The sequence below is a fragment of the Caenimonas terrae genome (assembly GCF_042655405.1).
Taxonomy (GTDB): domain Bacteria; phylum Pseudomonadota; class Gammaproteobacteria; order Burkholderiales; family Burkholderiaceae_C; genus Ramlibacter; species Ramlibacter terrae_A.
On the sequence record NZ_JBHSMF010000010.1, the window covers coordinates 526,728 to 552,209 of the forward strand.

General features: G+C 71.0%; 27 protein-coding genes. 11 read left to right on the top strand and 16 right to left on the bottom strand.

The genetic code is table 11. The annotated features are described in order from the left end of the window. Positions 1-72 precede the first annotated feature (72 nt). The 3 genes from ACFPOE_RS21675 to ACFPOE_RS21685 all read right to left on the bottom strand — a co-directional run bounded on the left by ACFPOE_RS21675 (position 73) and on the right by ACFPOE_RS21685 (position 1,775). Entirely contained in the window at positions 73-450 is a 378-nt protein-coding gene (locus ACFPOE_RS21675) for a hypothetical protein (RefSeq protein WP_376852407.1), read from the bottom strand. Positions 451-508: 58 nt separating this feature from the next. Further along, positions 509-1,363, bottom strand: a complete 855-nt coding sequence (locus ACFPOE_RS21680) for a glycine zipper domain-containing protein (RefSeq protein WP_376852408.1) — start codon at positions 1,361-1,363, stop codon at positions 509-511. 88 nt (positions 1,364-1,451) lie between these two features. Then, the gene (locus tag ACFPOE_RS21685) at positions 1,452-1,775 is read right to left on the bottom strand and encodes a hypothetical protein (RefSeq protein WP_376852409.1); all 324 of its coding nucleotides are present in this window, start codon (positions 1,773-1,775) and stop codon (positions 1,452-1,454) included. 123 nt (positions 1,776-1,898) lie between these two features. On the opposite strand from ACFPOE_RS21685, the gene ACFPOE_RS21690 reads away from it, so the two are divergent. Together ACFPOE_RS21690 and ACFPOE_RS21695 are read left to right on the top strand one after the other, a co-directional pair. Further along, positions 1,899-4,163 carry an ATP-dependent DNA helicase gene (locus ACFPOE_RS21690; RefSeq protein ID WP_376852410.1) on the top strand — a complete coding sequence of 755 codons (2,265 nt, stop codon included), beginning with the start codon at positions 1,899-1,901 and terminating at the stop codon, positions 4,161-4,163. Between the two features lie 88 nt (positions 4,164-4,251). Continuing rightward, positions 4,252-4,500, top strand: a complete 249-nt coding sequence (locus ACFPOE_RS21695; protein WP_376852411.1) for a hypothetical protein — start codon at positions 4,252-4,254, stop codon at positions 4,498-4,500. Between the two features lie 17 nt (positions 4,501-4,517). Here ACFPOE_RS21695 and ACFPOE_RS21700 read toward each other — a convergent pair whose 3' ends face one another. Beyond that, entirely contained in the window at positions 4,518-4,718 is a 201-nt protein-coding gene (locus tag ACFPOE_RS21700) for a hypothetical protein (RefSeq protein WP_376852412.1), read from the bottom strand. 206 nt (positions 4,719-4,924) lie between these two features. On the opposite strand from ACFPOE_RS21700, the gene ACFPOE_RS21705 reads away from it, so the two are divergent. Then, positions 4,925-6,883: an aconitase family protein gene (locus ACFPOE_RS21705; protein ID WP_376852413.1), complete on the top strand. Its 1,959-nt coding sequence runs from the start codon at positions 4,925-4,927 to the stop codon at positions 6,881-6,883. A gap of 8 nt (positions 6,884-6,891) precedes the next feature. On the opposite strand, the gene ACFPOE_RS21710 is transcribed toward ACFPOE_RS21705, so the two are convergent. From ACFPOE_RS21710 to ACFPOE_RS21740, 7 genes are all read right to left on the bottom strand, one after another. Continuing rightward, positions 6,892-7,200, bottom strand: coding sequence for a DUF1272 domain-containing protein (locus tag ACFPOE_RS21710; RefSeq protein ID WP_376852414.1), 309 nt, complete (start codon positions 7,198-7,200; stop codon positions 6,892-6,894). Between the two features lie 8 nt (positions 7,201-7,208). Next, positions 7,209-7,763 carry a DUF1697 domain-containing protein gene (locus ACFPOE_RS21715; RefSeq protein ID WP_376852415.1) on the bottom strand — a complete coding sequence of 185 codons (555 nt, stop codon included), beginning with the start codon at positions 7,761-7,763 and terminating at the stop codon, positions 7,209-7,211. Between the two features lie 20 nt (positions 7,764-7,783). Then, the gene (locus ACFPOE_RS21720) at positions 7,784-8,707 is read right to left on the bottom strand and encodes a GNAT family N-acetyltransferase (protein ID WP_376852416.1); all 924 of its coding nucleotides are present in this window, start codon (positions 8,705-8,707) and stop codon (positions 7,784-7,786) included. Between the two features lie 54 nt (positions 8,708-8,761). Next, entirely contained in the window at positions 8,762-9,559 is a 798-nt protein-coding gene (locus ACFPOE_RS21725) for an SDR family oxidoreductase (RefSeq protein ID WP_376852417.1), read from the bottom strand. A gap of 10 nt (positions 9,560-9,569) precedes the next feature. Next, positions 9,570-11,135 carry an acyl-CoA synthetase gene (locus ACFPOE_RS21730; RefSeq protein WP_376852418.1) on the bottom strand — a complete coding sequence of 522 codons (1,566 nt, stop codon included), beginning with the start codon at positions 11,133-11,135 and terminating at the stop codon, positions 9,570-9,572. Between the two features lie 37 nt (positions 11,136-11,172). After that, the gene (locus ACFPOE_RS21735; RefSeq protein WP_376852419.1) at positions 11,173-11,448 is read right to left on the bottom strand and encodes a YkvA family protein; all 276 of its coding nucleotides are present in this window, start codon (positions 11,446-11,448) and stop codon (positions 11,173-11,175) included. Between the two features lie 127 nt (positions 11,449-11,575). Continuing rightward, positions 11,576-13,027, bottom strand: a complete 1,452-nt coding sequence (locus ACFPOE_RS21740) for an RNB domain-containing ribonuclease (RefSeq protein ID WP_376852420.1) — start codon at positions 13,025-13,027, stop codon at positions 11,576-11,578. A gap of 70 nt (positions 13,028-13,097) precedes the next feature. Here ACFPOE_RS21740 and ACFPOE_RS21745 point away from each other — a divergent pair, with 70 nt between their 5' ends. From ACFPOE_RS21745 to ACFPOE_RS21765, 5 genes are read left to right on the top strand one after another with little or no spacing between them, the layout of a single operon-like run. Then, positions 13,098-13,595 (top strand): P-loop nucleotide/nucleoside kinase family protein, encoded by a 498-nt coding sequence (locus ACFPOE_RS21745; RefSeq protein WP_376852421.1) that lies wholly within the window; start codon positions 13,098-13,100, stop codon positions 13,593-13,595. Positions 13,596-13,604: 9 nt separating this feature from the next. Continuing rightward, the gene (locus ACFPOE_RS21750) at positions 13,605-15,050 is read left to right on the top strand and encodes an amidase (protein ID WP_376852422.1); all 1,446 of its coding nucleotides are present in this window, start codon (positions 13,605-13,607) and stop codon (positions 15,048-15,050) included. A gap of 51 nt (positions 15,051-15,101) precedes the next feature. Beyond that, entirely contained in the window at positions 15,102-16,043 is a 942-nt protein-coding gene (locus ACFPOE_RS21755) for a recombination-associated protein RdgC (RefSeq protein ID WP_376852423.1), read from the top strand. Positions 16,044-16,075: 32 nt separating this feature from the next. Beyond that, positions 16,076-16,894 (top strand): creatininase family protein, encoded by an 819-nt coding sequence (locus ACFPOE_RS21760; RefSeq protein ID WP_376852424.1) that lies wholly within the window; start codon positions 16,076-16,078, stop codon positions 16,892-16,894. 25 nt (positions 16,895-16,919) lie between these two features. Next, the gene (locus tag ACFPOE_RS21765) at positions 16,920-18,221 is read left to right on the top strand and encodes a YVTN family beta-propeller repeat protein (RefSeq protein ID WP_376852425.1); all 1,302 of its coding nucleotides are present in this window, start codon (positions 16,920-16,922) and stop codon (positions 18,219-18,221) included. 114 nt (positions 18,222-18,335) lie between these two features. Here ACFPOE_RS21765 and ACFPOE_RS21770 read toward each other — a convergent pair whose 3' ends face one another. Further along, a complete protein-coding gene (locus ACFPOE_RS21770; RefSeq protein ID WP_376852426.1) occupies positions 18,336-19,115 on the bottom strand; it encodes a transglutaminase family protein in 780 nt (259 codons plus the stop codon). Positions 19,116-19,190: 75 nt separating this feature from the next. Here ACFPOE_RS21770 and ACFPOE_RS21775 point away from each other — a divergent pair, with 75 nt between their 5' ends. Continuing rightward, the gene (locus ACFPOE_RS21775) at positions 19,191-20,396 is read left to right on the top strand and encodes an MFS transporter (protein ID WP_376852427.1); all 1,206 of its coding nucleotides are present in this window, start codon (positions 19,191-19,193) and stop codon (positions 20,394-20,396) included. A 3-nt stretch (positions 20,397-20,399) separates the two neighbouring features. On the opposite strand, the gene ACFPOE_RS21780 is transcribed toward ACFPOE_RS21775, so the two are convergent. Together ACFPOE_RS21780 and ACFPOE_RS21785 are read right to left on the bottom strand one after the other, a co-directional pair. After that, on the bottom strand, positions 20,400-21,893 hold the full coding sequence (locus tag ACFPOE_RS21780; protein ID WP_376852428.1) for a hybrid sensor histidine kinase/response regulator: 1,494 nt from the start codon (positions 21,891-21,893) through the stop codon (positions 20,400-20,402). Continuing rightward, positions 21,893-23,383, bottom strand: a complete 1,491-nt coding sequence (locus ACFPOE_RS21785; protein ID WP_376852429.1) for an ATPase domain-containing protein — start codon at positions 23,381-23,383, stop codon at positions 21,893-21,895. The genes ACFPOE_RS21780 and ACFPOE_RS21785 overlap by 1 nt, the downstream gene beginning before the upstream one ends. Positions 23,384-23,565: 182 nt before the next feature. Between ACFPOE_RS21785 and ACFPOE_RS21790 the strand changes: the two genes are divergently transcribed. Further along, positions 23,566-23,778, top strand: coding sequence for a dodecin (locus ACFPOE_RS21790; RefSeq protein WP_376852430.1), 213 nt, complete (start codon positions 23,566-23,568; stop codon positions 23,776-23,778). Beyond that, positions 23,775-24,020 (top strand): hypothetical protein, encoded by a 246-nt coding sequence (locus tag ACFPOE_RS21795; RefSeq protein ID WP_376852431.1) that lies wholly within the window; start codon positions 23,775-23,777, stop codon positions 24,018-24,020. The genes ACFPOE_RS21790 and ACFPOE_RS21795 overlap by 4 nt, the downstream gene beginning before the upstream one ends. A gap of 89 nt (positions 24,021-24,109) precedes the next feature. Here ACFPOE_RS21795 and ACFPOE_RS21800 read toward each other — a convergent pair whose 3' ends face one another. Next, the gene (locus tag ACFPOE_RS21800) at positions 24,110-24,442 is read right to left on the bottom strand and encodes a hypothetical protein (RefSeq protein WP_376852432.1); all 333 of its coding nucleotides are present in this window, start codon (positions 24,440-24,442) and stop codon (positions 24,110-24,112) included. Positions 24,443-24,539: 97 nt separating this feature from the next. After that, positions 24,540-25,445: a hypothetical protein gene (locus tag ACFPOE_RS21805; protein ID WP_376852433.1), complete on the bottom strand. Its 906-nt coding sequence runs from the start codon at positions 25,443-25,445 to the stop codon at positions 24,540-24,542. Positions 25,446-25,482: the final 37 nt, after the last annotated feature.

The window sequence follows — 25,482 nt, forward strand, 5'->3', positions numbered from 1 at the left end:
GAGACCTCTCGCACGTTCGGAAATGGAAGCAAGGCGCCGGCGGCGCGCAGGGCGCGATGGCGCGGGACTGCTTCAGGAACGGGGAGGTTTGTCGGGGACCGACGAAGGGCGCGGATCGATCCGCACGAAAGGCTCGGCAGCCGGGGCCAGCGGCAGCGAGGCCATCGCCAGCACGTGCGGGGTCTGGGCGATCGCACCGCCGTGGCAGCAGGCGGCGCAGACGCCGCAGCTGTGTCCGGCGTCCGGCAGCTGCTGCGCCACGCCGCCCTCCACGCCCTTGACCGCATGTGCATGCGCGTGGGAATGCGCCGCGTGGTCGTGGTGGGCCTGCGCCGTCCCAACGACGGCCGCCCCCATGCCGCAGAACAGCATGGAGGCGGCGGCGAATCCCTGCAGCGGCAACGCTGCAAGGACCAGCCAGGCGAACAGGTAACGGATGCGTTTGGACATGGCCTCAAATCGAGCCATGCCAGTCTCAACCTTGCCCCAATGGCAAGGTCAAGCCCTTTTAGCGGCCGTCGCCGTCGAAGTCGCCCGGAATGGCGCGCTCGACGCGGTGCCAGCCGGCGCGGGTGGCGCTGCGGGCCTGTTCCCAGGTCAGGCGCGAGGTGCCCTTGGTGCGCTCCCAGTCGCTGCGCATGGTGGCTTCGGCCGCCTCGTAGCTGGTGCCGCGGTTGTTGCCGAAGGCCTCGTAGCCCGTGCGGTACGCAGGTGCGTAGTCGTCATAGGTGTAGCCGTCGATGTAGTCGGGCGAACGGTTGTAGTTGTCGCGCCAGAAGTTGTCTTCGGCCTTCGGGTTGAAGGTCTGCGACACGCCCTTGCCTGCAGCCGAGCCGGCGACAGCGCCGACCACCGCGCCGACAGCCGCGCCCACCGGGCCGCCCATCGCGCCGATGGCTGCGCCCGTCATGGCGCCGGTGCCGGTGCCCACGCCGGAGCCCAGGTTGTGTTCAGCCAGCGCATCGGTGCGCTTGGGGTTCACCACTTCGGCAGCGCCGCGGCCGGCCGAGCCGCCCGCAGCTGCACCGATGGCAGCGCCGATCACGGTGCCCACCGGGCCGCCGATCGAGCCGACCGCAGCACCGGTCAGGGCGCCGGCGGTTGCGCCGGTGCCTTCGCCGAGCTTGTGCTCGCTGGGTGCGCCGCCGGCGGTGCGGTTGGTGTGCTCCGCCACTTCCTTGCCGGCCAGGCCGCCGACGACGGCGCCGACCACGGCACCGACCACGGTTCCGACCGGACCCACGACGGAGCCTGCCACTGCGCCCGCCACCGCGCCGCCGCTGGCGCCGACACCGGTGCCGACGGGGTGGGAGCCGGGTTCGCCGGTGATCGCGTCTTTGTTCTCGGGATTCTTGTAGCTCATGGCAGTCCTTGGTTCAGGTCTCGATTTGCACCGCGTCCGGATTGGCGCGGCAGGATGCGATGGTGTGGTGCCACGCAGCCCGGCCGTGTCAGCCGAAGCGCCGGGTGCTTGTCGGGCTGTGCTCCGCCGTGCCGGCACCCATCGCTTCGATCTGCGAGGCCGCGGCCTGTTCGGCCATGCGCATCGCATCGTCGCAGCAGGACGCTTCGGGACCGCAGCGGCCCTGCACGATGTAGTCGGCCGTCCAGTAGCTGGCCGGTGGCTCGCGGCAGATGCGGTAGAAGCCGCGAAAGCCCGTGCCCTCGCCGGCGAAGCAGCCGAGCGCGGCGACGTGGTAGCCCAGGAACGGACCGGTCACTCGTTCTTCGGCGCCGTCGGACGCCGGCTCGTGGTGGTCGGGGGTTTGGTTCATCCAGCAAATTAATGCCGCTGCCGCGCTAGCGGCGTAGTCGAACCGCCCTGCCATTGGTCATCCTTTGCGGACCAGTGCGGCCCGCACCGGCGCCCCGCCACTGGTTTCTTGTACAGTGGGTCCATGCAGTACGTCGTCGCCGTCCGCACCCTGTGCGAATTCGCGGCCAGGCAGGGGGACCTGGACCTGCGCTTCACGCCCGCGCCCAGCGCCCAGGAAGGCATCGCCGGCCACCAGCTGGTCACCGGCCGCCGCGGCCCGCACTACGAGCGCGAGCTCAGCCTGCGCGGCGAGTTCATGCACCTGACGGTGCGCGGCCGCGCCGACGGCTACGACAGCGCCCGGAACGTCCTGGAGGAGATCAAGACCCACCGCGGCGACCTGGCGCGCCAGCCGGCCAACCACCGGCACCTGCACTGGGCCCAGGCCAAGGTCTACGGCTGGCTGCTGTGCGAAGCGCGCGGCCTGAGCGAGCTGACGCTGCGGCTGGTGTACTTCGACATCGCGACGCAGCAGGAAACGGCGATCTCGGAAGCGCACTCCGCGCCGCAGCTGCGGCTGTTCTTCGAGACCCTGTGCGGCCGCTTCCTGGCCTGGGCGGCGCAGGAACTGGCGCACCGCGAGGCGCGCGATGCGGCGCTGGCCGTGCTGGCCTTTCCGCACCCGCAATTTCGCAGCGGCCAGCGCGAGCTGTCCGAGGCGGTCTACAAGATCGCCGCCAACGGCCGCTGCCTGCTGGCGCAGGCGCCCACCGGCATCGGCAAGACCGTCGGCACCCTGTTCCCGCTGCTCAAGGCCTGCCCGGCGCAGAAGATCGACAAGGTCTTCTACCTCGCGGCCAAGACGCCGGGCCGCCGGCTGGCGCTGGATGCGCTCGCCCTGATCGGCGCCAGCGCGCCGGCGATGCCCCTGCGGGTGCTGGAGCTGACCGCGCGCGACAAGGCCTGCGAGCATCCGGACAAGGCCTGCCATGGCGACTCGTGCCCGCTGGCCAGCGGTTTCTACGACCGCCTGCCCGGCGCCCGCGCCGACAGCCTGGCCGCCCCCGTGATGGATCGCGCCGCCGTCCGCGAGGTCGCGCTGCGGCACGGCGTCTGCCCCTACTACCTGGCGCAGGAATTGGCGCGCTGGAGCGACGTGGTGGTGGGCGACTACAACTACTACTTCGACGGCAGCGCCATGCTGTACGCGATGACGCTGGCGCAGGAGTGGAAGGTCGGCGTGCTGGTGGACGAGGCCCACAACATGGTGGAGCGGGCCCGCCGCATGTACAGCGCCGAACTGCGGCAGGACGATTTCCGCGCCGTGCGGCGCAAGGCGCCGGCGGCGCTCAAGCGCCCGTTCGACAAACTTCAGCGGGCCTGGAACGCGGTCCACAGCGTGCAGCTCAAACCGTATGAAGCGCGCGACGCCCTGCCCGACGCTTTCGTGACGGCGCTGCAGCAGGCGTCGGCGGCCGTCTCCGACCACCTGGCCGAAACGCCGGCCCAGCCCGATGCGTCGCTGCAGCAGTTCTACTTCGGGGCGCTGCAGTTCACGCGGCTGGCCGAGGCCTTCGGCAGCCATTCGCTGTTCGACGTCACGCTGGAGCCGGCCGGCGCCGCGCGCAGGCAGGACGACGCCACCCTGTGCATCCGCAACGTGGTGCCGGCGCCGTTCCTGAAGGCGCGCTTTGGCGCCGCCCAGTCGGCGGCGCTGTTCTCGGCCACGCTCAGCCCGCGCGATTACTACCGGGACATGCTGGGCCTGCCGGAGAACTGCGCCTGGATCGACGTCGCCTCGCCGTTCGAGCCGCAGCAGCTCGCCGTGCAGGTGGTCAGGACCATCTCCACCCGCTATCCGCACCGCCAGCGCTCCGCGGCGCCGATCGTGCGGCTGATCGCGCAGCGCTACGCCGACGCACCGGGCAACTACCTGGCCTTCTTCAGCAGTTTTGACTACCTGCAGCTGGTGTCCTCCCTGCTGCGCGAGCAGCATCCCCTGCTGCCGGTGTGGGAGCAGGAGCGGCGCATGGACGAAGGCGCGCGCACGGCCTTCCTGGAACGCTTCGCGCCCGGCGGCCGCGGCGTCGGCTTCGCGGTGCTGGGGGGCAGCTTCGGCGAAGGCATCGACCTGCGCGGCGACCGGCTGGTCGGCGCCTTCATCGCGACGCTGGGCCTGCCGCAGGTCAACGAAGTGAACGAGCAGATGAAGGCGCGCATGGGCCAGGCCTTCGGCGCCGGCTACGACTACACCTACCTCTATCCGGGCATCCAGAAGGTGGTGCAGGCGGCCGGCCGCGTGATCCGCACCCGCGAGGACCGCGGCGTGGTCTACCTGATCGACGACCGCTTCGCGCAGCCCGCGGTGCGCGACCTCCTCCCATCGTGGTGGAGCGTGGCAGGCTGAGCGGCGACACCTCCCTCGGATGGGTGATGCCGCGCCCACGGCCGGCGCGCAGACTGGCCTTCCCTCTTTTCCTTCACGAGGTGAAGCCATGAGCAATCTGAACGTCAAGCAGGTCCGCACCCTGCAGTGGATCGGCGCCTCTGCGCTGCTGGTTGCGGTGCTGGCCGGCGTCGGCATCCTGTCCGGCGGCAGGTGGTTCGAGCAGGGGACGGCGCAGGAGCTCGCGCCGATGGGCGAGGTCGCGATGCAGCAGGCGCTGGCACCGGGCGGGACGACCGACGAGTTCTACGAGCAGAAACTCAACGCGAAGGCCGCGGCCCTGCCCGCGCAGTTCTGACGGCCGCGCCCTGGCGCTCAGGGCGGCAGCTGGATGTCCAGCGTGCCGTCCCCGGGCCCGCTGTCCCGGGCCGGGCCGCGCGAATCGGGCGCCTCGTTCTTGCGTTTCTGCAGGCGGCGCGCCGCGGCCATCAGGTGCCGCATCACGCTGTCCGTGCCTTCGCCGGAGCGAAAGCCGGCGCGGGTCTCGTCGAAGTCCGCAATGGGGCGCTTGGTCATGCTGTTGCTCCCTGGGTCCCTGAATGCCAGCCTAGGGTATCGGACTTTCGGTCAGCAGGCCCGGGCAGCCGGATGAACGGAGGGCCCGGCGTCGGCATCGGCGCCACACCCGCGGCCCCCGCCGCAGCCCCCGGCCCGGTGCGAGAATCCTGCACGGTGGCAGCCGCCGTCGCGGCCACCGCGCATCCGTCCGAGGAGAAGCTGCGATGCAAGTGACATTCGAGGGCCGCGTGCTGTTCCTGGCGCAGGACGCCGATGCCGTGCGGCGCCAGCTCGCGGGCGAAGACCTGTCGCTGGAGCAGGCCCTGCCGCTGCGCGACGACGTCTCCACCGACGAGATCACGCCGGCCTGGATCTGCTACTACTTCGACGAGAGGCTGGGCCAATACCCCTACCTGGGCCTGAAGTGCGGCAGCCAGGCGCCGGTGGCCGCCGGCAGCGTCCGCCACGGCGGTTTCGCCGTCACCGTGGCGGGCCAGCGCTATGGCAAGGGCTCGTCGCGCGAGGCCAGCCCCTACGCCGAGCGGCTGGCCGGCATCCGGCTGGTGATCGCCCGCAGCTTCGAGCGCATCTACCGCCAGAACTGCCACAACCTGGGCCTGCTCACGTCCACGGACTTCGGCCTGATCGAGCGCATCCGCCGCGGCGAGCCGATCCCGATCGAGGAATTCACCCGCGGGGAAGACCCGATCACCGCCGACATCATCCGCCGCGGCGGCCTGTTCGCCTTCAGCCGGGCCCGCGCCAACGGCGAGGTCGCCATCCCGCCGGCGGCGCCGCCGCGGCCGATGACCTATGCCGAGAAGATCCTGTCGCGGGCGCGGGCCGGCCGGCGCGCCGCGGTGCAGCCGGGCGACGCGCTGTTCGCCCGCGCGGACTGGCGCTATGCGCACGAGTACGTGTCGCCGATGGCGATCCGCTTCCTGGAGCAGGAGATGGGCGCGGACCTGAAGCTGCGCGAGCCGCGCTCCATCGTCTGCTTCGCCGACCACCTGAACTTCATCCACAGCAGCATGCCGGCCGGGCGGCGGGCCATCGGCCTGCTGGACGCGGCGCAGGCGATGGCGGGCTACCAGCAGGCTTTCTGCGAGAAGCACAAGCTCACGCTGCACGGCAGCCTGCGCGGGCGCGACGGCGCCGAGGGCATCAGCCATTCGATCATGGCCGAACGCTACGTGGAGCCGGGCCAGCTGGTGATCGGCACGGACTCGCACACGCCCCACTGCGGGGCGCTCGGCGCCCTGGCCTTCGGCGTCGGCGCCACCGAGATGGCCAACGCCTGGCTCACCGGCGACGTGCGGGTGACGGTGCCGCCGACCTGCCGGGTGCGGCTCCATGGCCGGCTGGCGGCCGGCGTGCAGGCCAAGGACGTGGTGCTGCACCTGCTGCGGCTGCCCTACGTACGCGAGGGCCGCGCCATCGGCCAGGTGATCGAGTACAGCGGCGAGGCCCTGCTGGAGATGACGACCGACGAGCGCGCCACGCTGACCAACATGGCGGCCGAGATCGGCGGCTTCTGCGGCATCGTCGCGCCCGACGCCGAGACGCTGACCTTCCTGCGCGAGCGGCGCGGGGTGGCGATGGTGCTGGACCTGTGGATGCGCAGCGACCTGGACGCCGAGTTCGCCCACACCATCGACGTCGATTGCAGCGCGCTGGAACCGATGCTGGCGCGGCCCGGCGACCCGGGCAACGGCATCGAGCTGTCGCAGCTGCAGGAACCGGTCGCCGTCGACATCGCGTACGGCGGCTCCTGCACCGGCGGCAAGCGCGAGGACCTGCGGCATTACCACCAGGTGCTCAAGTGGGCGCTGGAGCGGGGACTGGCGATCGCGCCCCACACCCGCTTCTACCTGCAGTTCGGCAGCCAGGACGTACGCGAGCACTGCCAGGCCGAGAACATGATGGAGGTGTTCCAGCGCGCCGGGGTGGAGCTGGTGGAGCCGGGCTGCGGCGCCTGCATCAACGCCGGCCCGGGCGTTTCAGAGCGGGCCGACCAGGTGACGGTGAGCGCCATCAACCGCAATTTCCCGGGCCGCTCGGGGCCGGGCCAGGTCTGGCTGGCCAGCCCGTCCACCGTCGCCGCCAGCGCGATCGCCGGCCGGCTGGTGAGCTTCGCGCAGTTGCAGCGCATGCACGGGCCAGACCCGGCGCGCGCAGGCTAGGCGCGCCGTCAGCGGCGTTCCGGCGCGATGTCCCGGATCGGCGCGGCGAAGGCCGCGTGCGCCGCCGGATCGACGGGCCGGTGCTTGACGGTCGTGCTCGCCGGATACTTGCCCAGGAAGTTGGCGCCCTTCCAGTTGGTCGCCGGCCGCACCGGCCTGGGCGCGAAGCCGCCGCCGCAATTGGGGCAGACGCCGGCCAGCACCGCATCGACGCAGGCGGCGCAGAAGGTGCACTCGAAGCTGCAGATGCGCGCGTCGGTCGCGTCCGGCGGCAGCGCCTTGTTGCAGTGTTCGCAGCTTGGTCGCAGTTCGAGCATGGCGGTTCCTAGGTTGTCGGTGCAGCGCCGGCCTGCAGCAGCGCGTGGAGCTTCTCGATGGTGGCCCAGTTGCGCGTCGTGCCCGACTCGGCCAGGCCCTTGAGCAAGGCGGCGCCCGCCTTGCTCTGGAGGATGCCCTGCGGACACCAGACGTAGGCGGCGTGCTTGCCGACCAGGACCTCCTCCTCGCCCCAGCCGGTGCGGCCCAGGGCTTCGATGGCCTGGAGCGCCGCCGGCTGGTTGGTGACGGCGACCAGCAGCCGGCTCGGATCGGTGGCGACGGCGGCGAGCTTGTTGCCGGCCACGATGGCGGCGATCTCGCGCGCGGACTTGACCACGACCAGCGCGTCGACGCCCAGTTGCCTGGCCACCGCGTCGCGGATGCCGTAGGCGTGCTTTTCCGCGGGGGCCGCCGCCGCCTCGAACACCGCGTTGCCGCTATTGAGCAGCGTGCTCACATCGGCGTAGCCCAGCGATTCCAGCAGCGCGCGCAGGTCCGCCATCGCGATGCGCTTGGCCTTGCCCACGTTGATCCCGCGAAACAGCGCGACGAACCGGAGCATCGGTGGCGGCGTGGAAGCGCTCAAAGCCGGCCGCGGACCGCGTCGTAGTCGTAGGTGGTGATCTCGAACGGGTTGCCGTCGGGATCGTGGAAGTACATCGACCAGGCGTCGTCGTGGTCGACGGCGTCGACGGTGCGCCCCAGGCTGGCCGCCAGGTGCGCTCGCCAGGCCAGGAACTCGCTGCCGGTCGCCGCGAAGGCGACGACCGAGCGGCACGCCTGGGGCGGGCGCTCGAACAGCGCGAGCTGCACGCTGCCCGACGGATTGCCGACGGTGACCGGCGCTCCGCCAGCCGCGGCTTCCTGGCCCGCCGCCGGCGTCAGTCCGAGCACCTCCGCGTACCAGCGCTGCGCGGCCGCCCGGTCGGCGACAAAGACGTGGATGTGGTCGATGCGTTCCAGCGCCGGTGGCGCCGAAGCCAGCGCCAGCCGGAAGCCGAACACCGACAAACCCTGCTGCGAAAAATCCAGGTCCTCCGCGCGCACGAAGCCCAGGCTTTCATACAGCCGCCAGGCGACCTGCATCGCCTGCGTGGTGTGCAGGATGACCTGGCCGTGGCCCTGCTCCCGCGCCAGCCGGATGCAGGCCAGCGTCAGCGCCTTGCCGGCACCGCTGCCGCGGAACGCGGGGTCCACGCCCAGCAGGCGGATGCCGGACGCATTGCGCACCGCGGTGGCGGCGCCGCCCGACCCGTACTGGGCCATGTCGCCGAAGTAGACGACGCCGCCCATCAACTGGCCGTCGGCCGACACGGCCACCAGCACGCGGGCGCCGGGCTTGTCGGCAAAGCTGCCGATGCCGGCCAGCATCTCGTAATAGCGCGGCTGCTGCTGCGGCGTCGGGAAGCCTTCCAGCTGCGAATAGGCGGCGACCAGCAGCCGGCCCAGCGCCGGCGCTTCGCCCGGGCGCAGGTCGCGGATGGTGGGAGGAGCAGCTGCACTCATGGCGTCAACGCATTCTCGACATGTCAGTTCCTTGCGCGCGGTCCATCGCGTCGGCTAGACCACCATCGCCGTCATCGCCCCGTCCATCGCGACGATGGCGCCGGTGATGTAGCTGGCGCGCGGCGAGCACAGGAACACCACGGCGTTGGCGATCTCGTCGGGCGTCGCGATGCGGCGCAGCGGCAGGCGCGCGCTGATCTGGGCCAGCGCCTCCTCGGGCGTGTTGCCGGCCAGCCTGGCATCCGCCTCCAGTCCCTGCTGCATGCGCTCGGTGCGGGTGATGCCCGGATTGACCGCGTTGACACGCACGCCGCGCGGGCCGTAGGCGGCGGCCAGGCCGGCGCTGGCCAGCATCAGGGCCGCATTGGCGGCGCCGCCGGGCAGGTGCGTGGCGCCCGCCACCTTGCCGCCGGCGCCGACCACGTTGACGATCGCGCCCTGCCCGCGCGCGCCCATCCGCTTGATCACCGGGTCGATCACGTGGATGTAGGTGAAGTACTTGGCCTGCATCGCCGCATGCCAGTCGGCCGGCGTCAGATCGTCGGGCGGCGTGCGGCGGGCCGCGCCGGCGGAGTTGACCAGGATGTCGATCGGCCCGCCGGCCTCGGCCTGCGCCACCATCGCCGCCGCCGCTGCAGCGTCCTGCAGGTCGGCCGGATACAGCGCGATGCGCTCGCCGGCACCGGGGAATTCGGCCAGCAGCGACTGCCTGGCGGCCGCCAGGTTGTCCTTGCCGCGCGACACCAGGCTGACCCGGGCGCCCTCCGCCAGCAGCCCGCGGGCGCAGGCCAGCCCGATGCCCTTGCTGCCGCCGGTGACGAGGGCATGCCTGCCCTGGAGCTGGAGATCCATTGCGTTCCTTCTAGCGTGTCTTGAACAGGTCGATGTGGCGCTGGCGCAGCTCGCGCTTGAGCAGCTTGCCGCTGGGATTCTTGGGGATGGCGTCGGTGAAGACCACCGCCTTGGGGCTCTTGAAGGAGGCCATCTGGCGGGCGCAGTGCGCCAGCACCTCTTCCTGCACCAGGGTCTGGCCGTTCTTCACCACCACCACGGCCACCACCGCTTCCACCCAGTGCGGATGGGGCACGCCGATCACGGCCACCTCCGACACGCCGGGCAGCCGGTAGATCATCTCCTCCACCTCGCGGCTGGCGACGTTCTCGCCGCCGGTCTTGATCATGTCCTTCTTGCGGTCCACCACCGTGATGTAGCCCTCGTCGTCGATGGTGCCGAGGTCGCCCGAATGGAACCAGCCGCCCTCGAACGCCGCCCTGGTGCGCTCGTCGTCGTGGAAGTAGCCCAGCATCAGGTGCGGCGAGCGATGGACGATCTCGCCGACCGCGCCGGGCGCCACGTCCTGCATCGCGTCGTCGACGACCCGCGTTTCCACGTTCAGCGCCGCCCGGCCGCAGGAGCCGGGCTTGCGCAGCTGGTCCTGCGGCCCGAGCATGGTCGCCAGCGGCGCGATCTCGGTCTGGCCGTACAGGTTCCACAGCTGCACCTCCGGCAGCCGCGCCGCCAGTTCGCGCAGCACCTCCACCGGCATGATGGAAGCGCCGTAGTAGCCCTTGCGCAGCGTCGACAGGTCGGTGTTCTCCAGCAGCGGCGAGCGCAGCAGCGAGATCCACACGGTGGGCGGCGCGAAGAAGGAGCTGATGCGGTGGCGCGCGATCAATGGCAGCAGGTTGTCGGGCGTCGGCTTGGCGGTGATGACGTTGGTGGCCGCTACGTAGATCGCCGGGCCGAGGAAGACATCGAGCTGCGCGCAGTGGTAGAGCGGCAGCGCGTGCAGCATCATGTCGCCCGAGGCGATGCTGGCGTCCACCACGCAGCTCACGTACTGCCAGATCACGGCGTCGTGCGTGAGCATCGCGCCCTTGGGGCTGGACTCGGTGCCGCTGGTGTAGACGATCTGCGCCAGGTCGGTCCCGGCCAGTTCCGTCTCCGGCAATGCGGCGGTGCTGGCGGCCAGCGTGTCGAAGCTCAGCATGCCCGGCGCCGGCGTGCTCGGGTCCTCCGAAGGCAGCCAGACGAAATCGCGCACCTGGGTGTCCAGCGCCGCCGCGGCGCGGGCCAGGTCCGCCAGCCCGGAATCGGTGGCCAGCATCTGCGCCTGCGCGTGGCGCAGGATGAACGCCACCTCGTCGGCCTTGAGCATGAAGTTGACCGGCACCAGCACGGCGCCGAGCCGCGCCAGCGCGAAGCGCATCGCCGCGAAGGCGTGCGAGTTGCGCGCCAGCACCGCCACCCGCGAGCCCTTGGCGACGCCGCGTTGCGCCAGGCCGGCGGCAACGCGGTCGCAGACGGCGTCGAACTGCGCGTAGGTCCAGGCGGTCTGGCCGCAGACGATCGCGGTCTTTGCCGGAAAGCGCTTGGCGCTGCGGTGCAGCAGGTCGGCCAGTGTCTGGCGGCGGATCACGGTCTCCATGGCGTCCTCCGGTTTCGGGAGGAGCCATCGTACACAGTCAGCCGGCGCGGCGCGCGGCGGCAGCCGCCGCAATCTCCGGCGGCAGGCGGCCCAGCAGCCAGCGGATGGCCAGCGGCACGATGATCATGTCGTCCAGGTAGCCGACGAAGGGAATGAAGTCGGGGATCAGGTCGATCGGCGACACCAGGTACAGCGCCACCAGCGCCGTGCCCACCTTCAGCCAGGCCGGCGCCTGCGGATGGCGCAGCGCGAACCAGAGCTGGCGGGCATCGCCGCGCACCAGGACCCAGAGCAGGGTCAGCCGTTTCCACATCGCAGATCCTTTCGTCTCCAGGCCCGGCGGGCCAGTCTGCCGCACATGGCGCCGGCAGCGGCGGGATGCAAGGCCGCTTTCAGGACGTTACACCGTGCCTTCGTCGTCCGCCATTGCGCCATCCCGTTCAGGCCCGCTCGAAGTCGATGAAGCTCTTCTCGGCATCCACCGCCACCAGCCGGACCCGCAGCGTGTCGCCCACGTCCAGCCCCTCGAAGCCACGCACCACCCGGCCCTCCAGCATCGGGCTGGCGATGCGCACGAAGGTGCCCTTGGCGGCGGCGCCGGTGACGATGGCGTCGAAACTCTCGCCGATCCGGCCGGCCAGCAGGAAGGCCGCCGCCGCCTTCAGCACCTGCCGTTCCACCCGGTTGGCGTTGTCCTCCTGCAGCGTGCAATGCTGCGCGATGGCGGCCAGCGCGTCGGCCGAATACGGCGGCGCCTCGCCCGCCAGCGCCGCCTTCAGCAGCCGCTGGGTCACGAGGTCGGGAAAGCGGCGGTTCGGCGCGGTCGAATGCGCGTAATCTTCCACCGCCAGGCCGAAGTGGCCGCCGCCGTTGCCACCGGCCGGCGCGGCCGCGTACTCGCCCGAGCCCAGCAGCTTGACCACCGCCAGCGACAGGTCGGCGAAGCCGGCCGGGTCGGCCAGCCGGCGCGCCGACAGGAAGCGGTCCAGCGCCAGCGCGTCGGGCGCAGCGGGGAGCTGGCCGCCCTGCGCCGTCGCCAGCGCCACGATCCGGTCCCAGCGCCGCGGCGCCTGCAGCAGGCGGCGCAGCGATGGCATGCCCCGCGCGGCCAGGAAGCGCGCGGTGGCGCCGTTGGCGGCGATCATCAGGTCGGCGATCAGGTCCTTGGCCCGGTTGCCCATCTCGGGCCGCAGGTCCACCAGCGCGCCGTCGACGAAGACCGGCCGCGCCGATGCGGTCTTCAGGTCCAGCGCGCCGCGCTGCTGGCGCCATTGCCGCATCCGGGCGGCCAGGGCGTCGTGCAGCCGCAGCTGCTCCTCCAGTCCGGGCACGCCCGCCAGCTGCTGCAGTTGCGGTCCCTGGCCGTCGAGCCAGGCGGCGACACCGTCGTACGTGAGCTTGGCGCGGTTGACCACGGATGCCCGGTAGATCTGCGCCGAGGCCACCGTGCCGTCCGCCTGCACCAGCATGTCGACCACCAGCGCCAGCCGTTCCTGGCCCTGGTGCAGCGACGTGAGGTCGGTGGACAGCACCTCCGGCAGCATCGGGAACACGCCAGCCGCGGTGTAGACCGAGGTGGTGTTGGCGCCGGCATGGTCGTCGACCGCGCCGCCGGGGCGCACCATGGCGTCGACGTCGGCGATCGCCACCAGCAGCCGCGCGCTGCCGCCGGCCAGCGGCTGGGCCACGCTGAGCTGGTCGAGGTCGCGGGTGTCGTCGTTGTCGATCGAGAACCAGCACAGCTGGCGCAGGTCGCGCACGTCCGCGCCCGGCCCGGCGCCGGTGCCGCGCGCCGCCTGCGCCTCGCCCAGCGCCTGCGGCGTGAACTCGGGCAGCAGCCCGCGCGCACGCATGGCGTCGACGGCGATCCGGTAGAGGGCGGCTGGTTCCATGGGTGATGCAGGTGGACCGGCCCACTGTACCTGCTGCGGCGCACGCCGTGCCGTGCGGCATACTCCGGCGATGGACCCGATCGCACCTGCAGCCACGCTGCATTCGGTCTGCGGCAAGATCGCGGCGGGCAAGTCGCGCCTGGTGCAGGCGCTGGCGGCGCAGCCGGCCACCATCGGCATCAGCGAGGACGACTGGCTGTCGCGCCTGTATCCGGGCGAGATCCTGGAGCTGGCCGATTACCAGCGCTGTGCCGCGCTGTTGCGCCAGGCCATGGGGCCGCACGTGCAAGCGCTGCTGCGCGCCGCGGTGTCGGTGGTGCTGGACTTTCCGGCCAACACCCTCGCCACCCGCGCCTGGGCCAGGTCGCTGGCCGACGACGCGGCAGCGGCACACGTTGTCCACTGGCTCGACGTGCCGGACAGCGTCTGCAAGGAGCGGCTGCGGTTGCGCAACGCGTCGGGCCTGCATCCCTTCCGCACCAGCGAGGCGCAGTACGACGAGATCACCCGGCACTTCGTCGCCCCGGGCCGCGACGAAGGCCTGCGCATCGTGCGGCACGGCGATTAGCATCCACCCATGACCGACACCGACATTCTCGACCTCAATGCCACCGCCCTGTCGCGCCGCATCGCGCAGCGCGACATCTCCTGCGTGCAGCTGATGCAGGCCAGCCTGGCGCGCATCGAGGCGCTCAATCCGCAGTTCAACGCCATCGTGTCGCTGCGCGACGCGCCGACGCTGCTGGCCGAGGCGAAGCAGCGCGACGACGCGCTGGCGCAGGGACAGCGCGCCGGCTGGATGCACGGCTTTCCGGTGGCGGTGAAGGACCTCTCCGATGCGCAGGGCCTGCCCACCACCATGGGCTCGCCGGCCATCGGCCAGCGGCCCGCCGCGGCCGACGCGCTGTTCGTGCAACGCATGAAGGCAGCCGGTGCGATCGTGATCGGCAAGACCAACACGCCGGAATTCGGGCTGGGCTCGCACACCTACAACCCGGTGTTCGGCACCACGCTCAACGCCTACGACCCCTCGCGCACGGCCGGCGGCAGCAGCGGCGGCGCCGCGGTGGCGCTGGCGCTGCGCATGCTGCCGGTGGCCGACGGCAGCGACATGGGCGGCTCGCTGCGCAATCCGGCGGCCTTCAACAACCTGGTTGGCTTCCGGCCGTCGCGCGGCCGCGTGCCGGCGGTGCCGGCGGAGGACGCGTTCTTCCAGCAACTGGGCACGGAGGGCCCGATGGGCCGCAGCGTGGAGGACGTCGCGCGGCTGCTGTCGACGATGTCGGGCTGGGACGCACGCGCCCCGCTCTCGCTCACCGACACGCTGCCGGACGCCGAGGCGCCGGACCCGATCGGCCGCGCGCACGGCAAGCGCATCGGCTGGCTGGGGTCGATCTGGCCCGACCTGCCGCTGGAGCCGGGCATCGTGCCGCTGTGCGAGGCGGCCCTCAAGCGCTTCGGGGAACTCGGCTGCGTGGTTGAGCCCTGCACCCTGGAGTTCGCGCGCGAGCGCAACTGGAGCGCCTGGCTGCGGCTGCGGCAGCTGCTGGTGGGCGGCAAGCTGGGCGCGCTCTATGCCGATCCGCACAAGCGCGCGCTGCTCAAGCCGGAGGCGGTCTGGGAGATCGAGCAGAGCCACGCGCTGACCGCGGCGCAGCTGTACCAGGCCTCGGCCAACCGCACGGCGCTGTACCAGGCGCTGCGCAAATTGTTCGAGCGCTACGACTACCTGGTCGCGCCGACGGCGCAGGTGTTTCCGTTCGACGCCACCCTCACTTGGCCGGGCCAGGTCGCTGGCACGGCGATGGACACCTACCACCGCTGGATGGAGATCGTCACGCCCTTCACGCTGGCCGGCCTGCCGGTGGCGAGCATGCCGGTCGGCTTCAGTGCGCAAGGATTGCCGATGGGCATGCAGATCGTCGGGCCGGCCCTGGCCGACCTGGACGTGCTGGCGCTGGCGCGGGCCTGCGAGTCCCTAACACAGTGGACCGAGCGTAGGCGGCCCGCCGCGCTCGCCTAGAATCCGCCCCTTTGCCGCCTTCCGGGCCCGGCGCCCGGCATTCCCCATTCCATGTTCAAGACTGCATCCTTTTTTCGCATCGCCAACGACTTCGTCCTGCCGCCGCTGGACGCCCTGGAGCAGGCGCTGCAGGGCGCGCGCTTCCTGCCCTGCGGCCCGACGCAACCCGATTCGCACGGCTGGGTGCCGCCGCGCGGCAACAAGAGCCAGCTGCTGGCCGAGAGCGTCGGCGGCCAGTTGATCCTCAAGCTGTGCACCGAGCGCCGCGCGCTGCCGGCCTCGGCCGTCAAGGCGGCGGTGGAGGAACGGATCGAGAAGTACAAGCAGGAAACCGGCAACGAGCGCGTGTCGGCGCGCATCAAGAAGGAAATGAAGGAGGAAGTGGTGCAGGACCTGCTGCCGCGCGCCTTCACCAAGCGCTCCACCACCCTGGTGTGGCTGGACCCGGTCAACAAGCTGCTGGTGGTCGACTCCGGCAGCATCACCGGCGCCGACAAGGTTGTCACCGCCCTGGTGGAGGCGCTGAGCGAAGTGCCTGGCGCAGTGCCGATCCTGGTGCGGCCGGTGCAGACCAACGAATCGGCAGTGGCGTGCATGTCGCACTGGCTGGCCACGCGCGAGGCGCCGGTGAGCTTCACGGTCGACCGCGACTGCGAACTGAAGACGCCGGACGAACAGAAGTCGGCGGTGCGCTACTCGCGCCACACGCTGGAGATCGACGAGGTGGCCCAGCACATCGCCGCCGGCAAGCTGCCGACCCAGCTGGCCATGACCTGGGACGACCGCGTCTCCTTCGTGCTGACCGAGAGCGCCCAGGTGCGCAAGCTCAAGCTGCTGGACGTGGTGATGGACGGCGTGCAGAAGGCCGGCAAGGACGACGACGGCTTCGACGCCGACGCCGCCATCCTCACCGGCGAACTGTCGGCGCTGATTCCGGACCTGCTGGAAGCGCTCGGCGGCGAGGTGGAAGAAGGCGAAGCGGCGGCGGCCTGAGGCCCGCCATGCCGGCCTTCTAGAATCGGGGCATGAATCTCACGTTTCTCCGGCGCAGCGCTGCCGCAGCGTTGCTGGCCGCGCTCACGCTGGCCCAGCCGCTGGCGGCGCTGGCGGCGCCCGGCGTGCTGCTGGAGGACATGACCTGGACCGAGGTGCGCGACGTCGTGCAGGCCGGCCACACCACCATCATCATTCCAGTGGGCGGCACCGAGCAGAGCGGCCCGCACATGGCACTGGGCAAGCACAACTTCCGCGCCGCCGCCCTGTCGGCCCGGATCGCCGCCAAGCTGGGCAATGCGCTGGTGGCGCCGGTGCTGGCCTACGTGCCGGAGGGGCGGATCACGCCGCCGGCCGGCCACATGCGCTTCCCGGGCACGATCTCGGTTCCGGACGACGCCTTCGCCGGCATCCTGGCCGGCGCCGCCCGCAGCTTTCGCCAGGCCGGCTTCCTGGACATCGTGCTGCTCGGCGACCACGGCGGCTACCAGGGCCAGCTGCGCGACCTGGCGCAGCGCCTGAACCGCGAATGGGCCGGCTCGCGCGCCCACGTCCACTACATCGGCGCCTACTACCAGGCCGCCAGCGACGGCTTCAACCAGGCGCTGCGGGCCAAGGGCCTGACCGATGCCCAGATCGGCGTGCACGCCGGCGCGGCGGACACCGCGCTGATGCTGGCGGTCGATCCGGCCAAGGTGCGCGCCGACCGCATGCAGTCCTCCGGCGGCGAAGCCGCCACCGGCATCGTCGGCGATCCGTCCCGCGCCAGCGCCGCACTGGGCACAATCGGCATCGACATGACGGTCGAGCGGACCGTCGAAGCGATCCGGCAAGCCGTCAAGACCCACTAGACCAGAACCAAGAGCTCCCGACTCCATGCATTACCGAACCAGCCTGTCGACGCTCGCGATCGCCACGATCGCAGCCTGCCTGCAACCCGCCGCCGCCCAGGCGCCGGCGCCCCGTGCGGCTCCTGCTGTGGCCACCATCCCCGGCATGCCGCCGGTGGCGGACCCGCTCAACCTCTACAGCGAGATCGGTCCCGGCAAGCTGTCGCCCGCCGTCGCCGGCGCGCTGCCGCGGGTCTACGTGCCGAACCGCTCGGACAACTCGGTCTCCGTCATCGACCCGGCCACGCTGAAGGTGGTGGACACCTTCAAGGTCGGCATCGACCCGCAGCACATCGTGCCGTCCTGGGACCTCAAGACCCTGTGGGTGGCCAACAATGCCGAGGGCCGCACCGACGGCAGCCTGACGCCGATCGATCCGCTCACCGGCAAGCCGGGCCGGGCGATCGCGGTGGACGACCCGTACAACCTGTACTGGTCGCCGGACGGCAAGTACGCCATCGTGGTGGCGGAGGCGTACAAGCGGCTGGACTTCCGCGATCCGCAGACCATGAAGCTGGCGTTCTCGATCCCGACGCCGGACTGCGCCGGCATCAACCACGCCGATTTCTCGATCGACGGCCGCTACGCCCTCTTCACCTGCGAGTTCAACAGCGGCCTGACCAAGATCGACCTGGTCAACCGCAAGGTGGTCGGCACCATCACGCTGAGCCCGCACTTCAACCGGCCCGAGGCGATGGAGCAGCTCGAGAAGGCCGCCGCCAGGCTGGCCCGGGCCCGCAACCCGGGCGGCCACGACATGATGGGCCACATGCAGCCGCGCACCAACGGCAGCGTGCTGGTCGGGATGCCGCAGGACGTGCGGGCCTCGCCCGACGGCAAGACCTTCTACGTGGCCGACATGATCGCCGACGGCGTGCACCTGGTGGACTTCGACAGCTTCAAGCAGATCGGCTTCATCCCCACCGGCGTCGGCACCCACGGGCTCTATCCCAGCCGCGACGGCAAGCGGCTGTACGTGGCCAACCGCGGCAGCAACAAGATCCGCGGCCGCCGCCACGGCCAGGGCAGCGTGGCGGTGATCGATTTCGCCAGCGGCAAGGTGCTCACCACCTGGCCGGTGCCAGGCGGCGGCAGCCCCGACATGGGCAACGTCAGCGCCGACGGCCGCTACCTGTGGCTGTCCGGCCGCTACGACAACGAGGTGTACCGCTTCGAGACCAGCACCGGCGCGGTCGACCGCGTCAAGGTGGGCCGCGAACCCCACGGCCTGACGGTCTGGCCGCAGCCGGGCCGCTATTCACTGGGGCACACGGGCAACCTGCGCTGACTGTCATGCCGGACCTGATCCGGCCTTGCCGTCGCTACCTAGGCTCGCGCGTCCGCCGGTTGGCCCGGTCGGCGGCCGTGCCAGTCACATCAAAAAGCGAATGCGCTCAGCGCATCACACTTTCTCCACGCTCACCGTCATCTCCCTGATCTCCATCGGCCCGTAGTTGGACAGGAAGGCGACGTCGGCGATGTCGCGGCCGTAGGCGACCACGACGCGGCCGCCGCGCGGCTCGGTCTGCGTCGCATCGAAGGTGTACCAGCGGTCGCCGACGAAGGCCTCGAACCAGGCGTGCAGGTCCATCGGATCGAGCTGGTGCAGGTAGCCCACCACCACCCGCGCCGGGATCTTCAGGCTGCGGCACAGCGCCACGCCGATGTGCGCGAAGTCGCGGCAGACCCCGGCCTTGGCCTGCATGGTGTCGATCGCGTCGGTGCTCTCGTGGCTGACGCCGTACCGGTAGTCGTGGTTGTCGTGGATCCACTGGCGGATCCGTTCCACCTGCGCATAGCCGGGCGCCGTCCCCTGGACGATCGCGCGGGCCTCGTCCTCCAGCTTGTCGGAGGGGCAGTAGCGGCTTTGCAGCAGGTACACCAGCACGTTGTCCGGCACCGCAGCGATCGGCGTCGCCGGCGCATGGAGGTCCACGCCGAGCTGGTCGGCCACTTCCACTTCCGACTCCACCGCGATGGTGGAGCGGCCCTGCGGCACGGTGTAGCGCTGGCACAGGTTGCCGAAGCCGTCCACGTATTCGGTGGCGGGCACCCAGGGCGCCACCTCGTAGCGCTCGGAAATCACCCACTGCGCGGTGCCGCTGCGCGGACGCAGCATGGCGACCACCGGGCAATCGCGTTCGCAGTCGACGGTGATGGTGGCGCGGGCAAGCAATCTCATCGCCGCAGCTTAGCCAGCAGCAGCCGCGATCGATGTCGGAGACCGCCGCGTCGTCGGTGGCACACTTGGCCGCGAATGACTACCGCCATCGATCCCGTCCCCGCCCCCCGTGCCGAAACCACCATCATGCTGCTGGCCAGCGCCGGCTTCTTCAGCGGCGCCGCGCTGCGCATCTGCGACTCGCTGCTGCCCCGGCTGGGCGCCGACTTCGGCCTGACGGCCGGCGCCGCCGGCGCGGTGATCATCGCCTTCTCGGTCGCCTACGGCCTGATGCAGCTGGGGTTCGGGCCGCTGGGCGATCGCTACGGCAAGGCGCGCCTGATGTGCGCCGCCGTCTTCGGCTGCTCCGCCGGCGCCCTGGCCAGCGCGCTGGCGCCGCGCTTCGGCGTGCTGGTCGCAACGCGGGCGGCCTGGGGCATGGCGGCGGCCGGCATCATCCCGATGGCGATGGCCTGGATCGGCGACGCCGTCCCCTACGAGCAGCGGCAGGCCACGCTGGCCCGCTTCCTGACCGGCACGCTGTCGGGAATGATGGCCGGCCAGCTGGCCGGCGGACTGTTCGCCGATTCGGCAGCCGGCTGGCGCGGCGCCTTCTTCACGCTGTCGGCGGGCTACTTTGCGGTGGCTGTGCTGATGCTGGCGCGGCTGCGCAGCGCGCCGCGGCCGGCACCGGCCGGCGGCCGCGGCGGCGCCGGCTACCTGCTGCAGTTGCGCACCGTGCTGCAGGAACGCTGGGCCCGCGTGGTGCTGGCCTGCGCGCTGGCCGAAGGCGTGTTCCTGCTCGGGCCGATGGCCTACCTGCCGGCCTACCTGCACAGGCGCTTCGGCCTGAGCCTGACGGCGGCCTCGGCGCTGCTCGCGCTGTACGCGCTGGGCGGGTTGGCGTACGCCCTCAGCGCGCGCCACATCGTGCGGCGCTACGGCGAACGGCGGATGGCGCTGGCCGGCGGCTGGGTGATGGGCGGTGGCTTCCTGGCCTGGCTGGCGCTGCCGTTCTGGCAGCTGGCGGGGCCGATCGCGCTGCTGGTGGGCTTCGGCACCTACCTGTACCACAACACCTTGCAGACGCACGCGACCCAGATGGCGCCGGCGGTGCGCGGCACCGCGGTGGCGCTGTTCGCGTTCTGCCTGTTCGCCGGCCAGGCGATCGGCGTCAGCGTCGCCGGTTTCCTGTTCGACCGCTTCGGTGCGACGCCGCTGCTGCTGTTGCCGGCGCTGGCGCTGCCGGTGGCCGGCTGGAGCTTCGCGCGCGGGCTGCGCCGGCGGGCCGAGGCCGCGTGAGCGCTATTCGTTGATCGTGGACAGCAACTGCTCGAGGTCGACCGGCTTGACGAAGTGGGTGTTGAAGCCGGCCGCCTCGGCCTTGTGCCGGTCCAGGTCCTGGCCCCAGCCGGTCAGCGCGATCAGGCGGATGCCCTCGGTTTCCTGGCGGATGCGGCGGGCCGCCTCGTAGCCGTCCATCCTGGGCATGCCGATGTCCATCAGCACGATCGCCGGCGGATCGCTGCGCACCGCCGCCAGCGCGGCCTCGCCGTCGTAGGCCACCGCCACCGAGAAGCCCTCGATGCTGAGCAGCGCCTCCAGCGTGTCGGCGGCGTCGACGTTGTCGTCCACCACCAGGATCTTGCGGGCGGCGCCATGGGCCTGCGGCGCCGCGGCGGGCGGCGGCGTCGCAGGCGCCTCGGCGCCGTCGGACGTGAGCACCACCGGCAGGCTGAGCACGAACTCGCTGCCGCGGTCCGGCCCGTCGCTGCTCACGCTGATGCTGCCGCCGTGCATCTCGGCAAAGCGCTTGGCCAGGTTCAGGCCGATGCCCAGCCCGCTGGCCGGCTCGCCGGGCACCGTGGCCTGCGCGAACAGCTCGAAGATCCGGCCCTTGGACTGCTCCTGCAGGCCGCGGCCGTTGTCCTTGACGCGGAAGCGCACCGTGTCGCCCTGCACCTCGGCAGCGAGCTCGATCTCGCCGTGCTCGGGCGTGAACTTGGCGGCGTTGACCAGCAGGTTGGCCACGCTCTGGACCACCCGCGCGTGATCGGCGTTCAGCGCGAACTCGCCCTCGGGCTGCTCCACCTTCAGCGTGTGGGCCTTGTCCTGGATGGCCGAACCGGAGATCTCCAGCGCGTGCGTCAGCACCGAGCGCACCGTGGTGCGGCGCGCCTGCAGCGCCACCTTGCCGGTGCTGATCCGGGCCACGTCCAGCAGGTCGTCCACCAGCCGCGTGAGGTGCACCACCTGCCGGTCCACCACGTCGACGATGCGGGCGACGTTGGCTGCCGGCGCCAGCCGGCGCAGGATCGACATCGAGGTGCGGATCGGCGCCAGCGGGTTGCGCAGCTCGTGCGCCAGCGTCGCCAGGAATTCGTCCTTGCGCTGGTCCGCCAGCCGCACCTGGTACTGGCGATCCCGCGCTCTCAATGCCGAGCGGGCGGCGCTGACCAGGCCGATGGTGCGCACCGGCCGCTCGATCAGCGTCACGTTGCCCAGGCTTTCCACGGCCCGCTGCACTTCCACCGAGGGCGAGCCGCGCAGCGTCAGCACCAGCACCGGCAGGTCCGACCAGGCGGGCTGCAGGCCGATGAAGACCTTGAGCGGCTGCATCGCCGAGCCGGCGATCACCTCCTCGGCCACCAGCAGTGCGCCGCAGCCGCGCGCCAGTTCGGCCAGCAGCGACTGCATGCCGACCACCACCTGCGACACCAGGCCGGCGGACTGCAGCACCTGGCTGGCCAGCACCCCGTCCTGGGTGGTGCCGACGTAGATCAGGATGCGGCGTTCCATCAGCTGTCCGCGTTGACGGCTGGCGGCGCCGTCGGCACCGGGACGCCGGTGAGGATGCCTCGGAAGCCCTTGAGCGGCCCGCCCACCTGGATGCCGCGGGCCGACATCGAGAAGGCGCGGATGGTGCGCTCGTGCAGGCTGCCGCGCTTCTTGAACACCGAGATCGCCTGCTTCACCTCGCCCTCGTCCTCGAAGTAGCGCAGCATCAGGATGTTGTCGGCGATGTAGCTGGCGTCCAGCGCGCTGGACATGTTGCCGCCCAGCATGCCCTGCTGCACGCCGACCAGCAGCGTGACGATGCCGCGCTGGCCCAGGTAGGTGAGCAGCTCGTGCAGGTGGGTGGTGAGGAAGCGCTCGTCCGGCACCGCGTTGAGGTAGCCGTTGAGGCTGTCGATCACGATCACCTTGGCGCCGGCGTCGGCCGCGCGGCAGGCGGCGGCGGCGAACTGGCCGGGCGAGAGCTCCGCCGGGTCCACCTGCTGGATGGTGAGCACGCCCTGGTCGGCCCATTGGCGCAGCGGCAGGCCCAGGCCGTCGGTCCGATTGAGCAGGTTGCTGGTCGACTCCTCGAACAGGAACATCGCCGCGTGCTGGCCGCGCTTGTTGGCGGCGGCGACGAACTGGGCCGCCAGCGAGGATTTGCCGGTGCCCGGCGGTCCCACGATCAGCGTGCTGGTGCCCTCCTCCAGCCCGCCGCCCAGCATGGCGTCCAGCGCCGGCAGGTCGCTGCGCAGCTGGACGCGCTGGCGGATGCCGCGCGAGCTGGCGGCCACCAGCCGCGGGTGCACCGCGATGCCGCCGCGCAGGATGTTGTAGTCGTGGAAGCCGCCGACGAAGTTGCGGCCCCGGTACTTGATGACGCGCACCCGGCGCCGCTCGGCGCCATAGTCCTTGACGGTCTGTTCCAGCTGGATCACGGCGTGGGCGATGCTGCGCACCTGCAGGTCGGCCGCCGCCGCGGTGCGGTCGTCCAGCAGCATCACGGTGCAGTTGCGGCGCGAGAAGAACTGCTTGAGCGCCAGCACCTGGCGCCGGTAGCGCAGCGGCGTGTCGGCCAGCAGCTGCAGCTCGGACAGCGAGTCGAGCACCACCCGGGTGGGCTTGCGCTCCTCGATCACCGACAGGATCAGCTGGGTGGTGTTGGCCATCTCCACCTCGGACGGGTGAAACATCGTGTATTGCTGTTCGGCCTTGAGCAGGTCCTCGGACGGCAGCACCTCGTGCACGTGGATGCCATCCAGGTTCAGGCCGTGGGACTCGGCCACCGCCTCCAGCTCCTCGGCCGTTTCGGCCAGGGTGATGTAGGCCACCGATTCGCCGTGGCGTGCGCCCTCGGCCAGGAACTGCAGGCCGGTGGTGGTCTTGCCGGTGCCCGGCTCGCCCTCCACCAGGTAGGTGCGGTAGGGCGTCAGGCCGCCGCCGAGGATGGAATCCAGGCCCTCGATGCCGGTGGAGATCGATGGCGGCGCGGCTTTCGTTGTGATGGTCATTGGTGGCCCATGGTTTGGGTTCGGACAGACTCGACAGCGACCAGATTAGCAGCGGGTGCATGGATGGGCTTGTCAGAAAACATCCAATGCCGAGCTAGGGCGGACGGCCGTGCCGGGGCCGGCGCACAGCCACCGCGTTGGCGTATCCTGGGCCCCCGCCCTCCCGCGGCCAGGAGCACACCATGAGCAGCCAGGACCACGTCTACAAGAGCATCGAACTGACCGGATCGTCCACCACCAGCATCGAGGACGCCGTCAGCGGTGCCATCGCCAAGGCCAGCGAAAGCCTGCGCAACATCCAGTGGTTCACCGTCACCGAGACCCGCGGCCACGTCAAGGACGGCAAGGTCGCGCACTGGCAGGTGACGCTGAAAATCGGGTTCACGCTGGAGTGAGCTTCACCGACATGTTGCAGGCCTTCGGCCTGGAAATTCCCAGCCCCCCCTACATCGTCGGCGCCATCCTGTTCGGCATCGTCGGCTTGGCCGCGTGGCGGCACGGCCGGCGGGCCAAGCTGCCCCGGCCCAAGTGGATCGGCGTCGCGCTGATGTTCTACCCCTATGTCACCCCGCAGACCTGGCTGATGTACCTGGTGGGCGCGGGCCTGTGCGTCTGGCTGTATTTCGTCTGGCAGTGAGGACGGCCGCGCAAAAGAAGACCGGTGGCCTCCTTGCGGAAACCACCGGCCCGGGTGGCCGCAGGCAGCAGCCTGCGGCGTAATTCAGCTTACTTTTCGCCGGCCGGGATTTCACCCTTCTTGACCGCGGCTGCGGCCTCTGCCTTGCGCTTGGCGGCAGCGGCCTTGCGTTCCGCCTTGGTGTGCTTCTTGGCGACGCCTTCGCTGGCCGGCATGGCATCGCCGGGCGTGGCAGTCTTGGCCACCTTGGCGCCTTCCGACTTGCGGGCAGCCTTGGCAGCCGCCTTTTCGGCGGGGGTGGCCTTGGCCGCGGGCATGGCCATGGCGCCGGCCGGATCGGCTTCGCCCTTGCTCTGGGCAAAGGCGTTGACGGCGAGCATCTGCGCCAGCACCAGGCCGACGGCAAGCAGGGTCTTGTTCATTGAGGTCTCTCCTTGGAAGTTGATGAGGGGGAAGCACGCAGAAAGTTTTGCATCCCACCGGCCGGGGGCGCTTGATGCAAATCAAGCGGCCCGCGAATCATTGCTGGCCTGCCTGCTGGCGCCGGTACTCGCGGTGCTTCATCTCCAGGTAGGTCGTGCGATCGAGCTCGTGCAGCTGGCGCGGGAACTTCTCGGTGGCGTCGAACCACGCCTGCAGCCGCTTGTCCAGCTGCTGCGCCGGCGGCGCCGACAGCGCGCCCAGGTACGCCTCGATCGCCAGGTAGTAGCGCATCGTGTTGCGTTCGACCATGCCGCGCACGCCGCCCACCAGTTCGGGCTCGGCGCCGGGCCTGGCGACGAGGGTCGAGAAGCCCACCTTGGACCGGCCGATGGTGGCCAGGTAAAGGTGCAGCGCCAGGTGGCTGGCGGTCCCGTACTCGAACGAGTAGCCCAGGTGCAGGAAGGTGCGGCCACCGTCCAGCGGCACCGCCTCCAGCATGATGCGGTAGTCGTGGGTGTCGAAGGGGCCGTCCTGCGCGTCCAGCTGCACGTTGAGGAAGTCGGCGGCCTGCGGCAAGGCACGCCAGGAGAACACCACGCTCGGCGCGTCCACCAGTGGCTGGTCGAATTTCTTGCCGATCCGCAGGTCCAGCTGGGTGGTCCCGCCGGCCGTGCCGCTGCGGCACAGCTTGGTGTTCAGGTGCAGGATCAGCACGTCGCACCAGTGGGCCGGATCGGCAAGCGCCGCGTTCACCGCGGCGAACGGCGAGTTCAGCACCGCGTAGATATCGCCGCGGCTGCTGCGCGAGCCTTCGGCCGACTCGATGTAGATCGGGCCGCCGTAGGCGTTCTTCTCCAGTTGCGGACGCAGCGCGGCGTAGCGGTTCTGCAGTTCGGTCGCGCCGGCCGGGCGCACACCCTGGGCGGCGGCGGTGCCGATCGCCAGGGACAGGACGCCCGCGCCCAGCACGGCGCGGAGGATGGAGCGGAGCAAGCCAGCCATGAGTGACTCCCGGAGCCGGCCGATTGTGCTCCGGCGG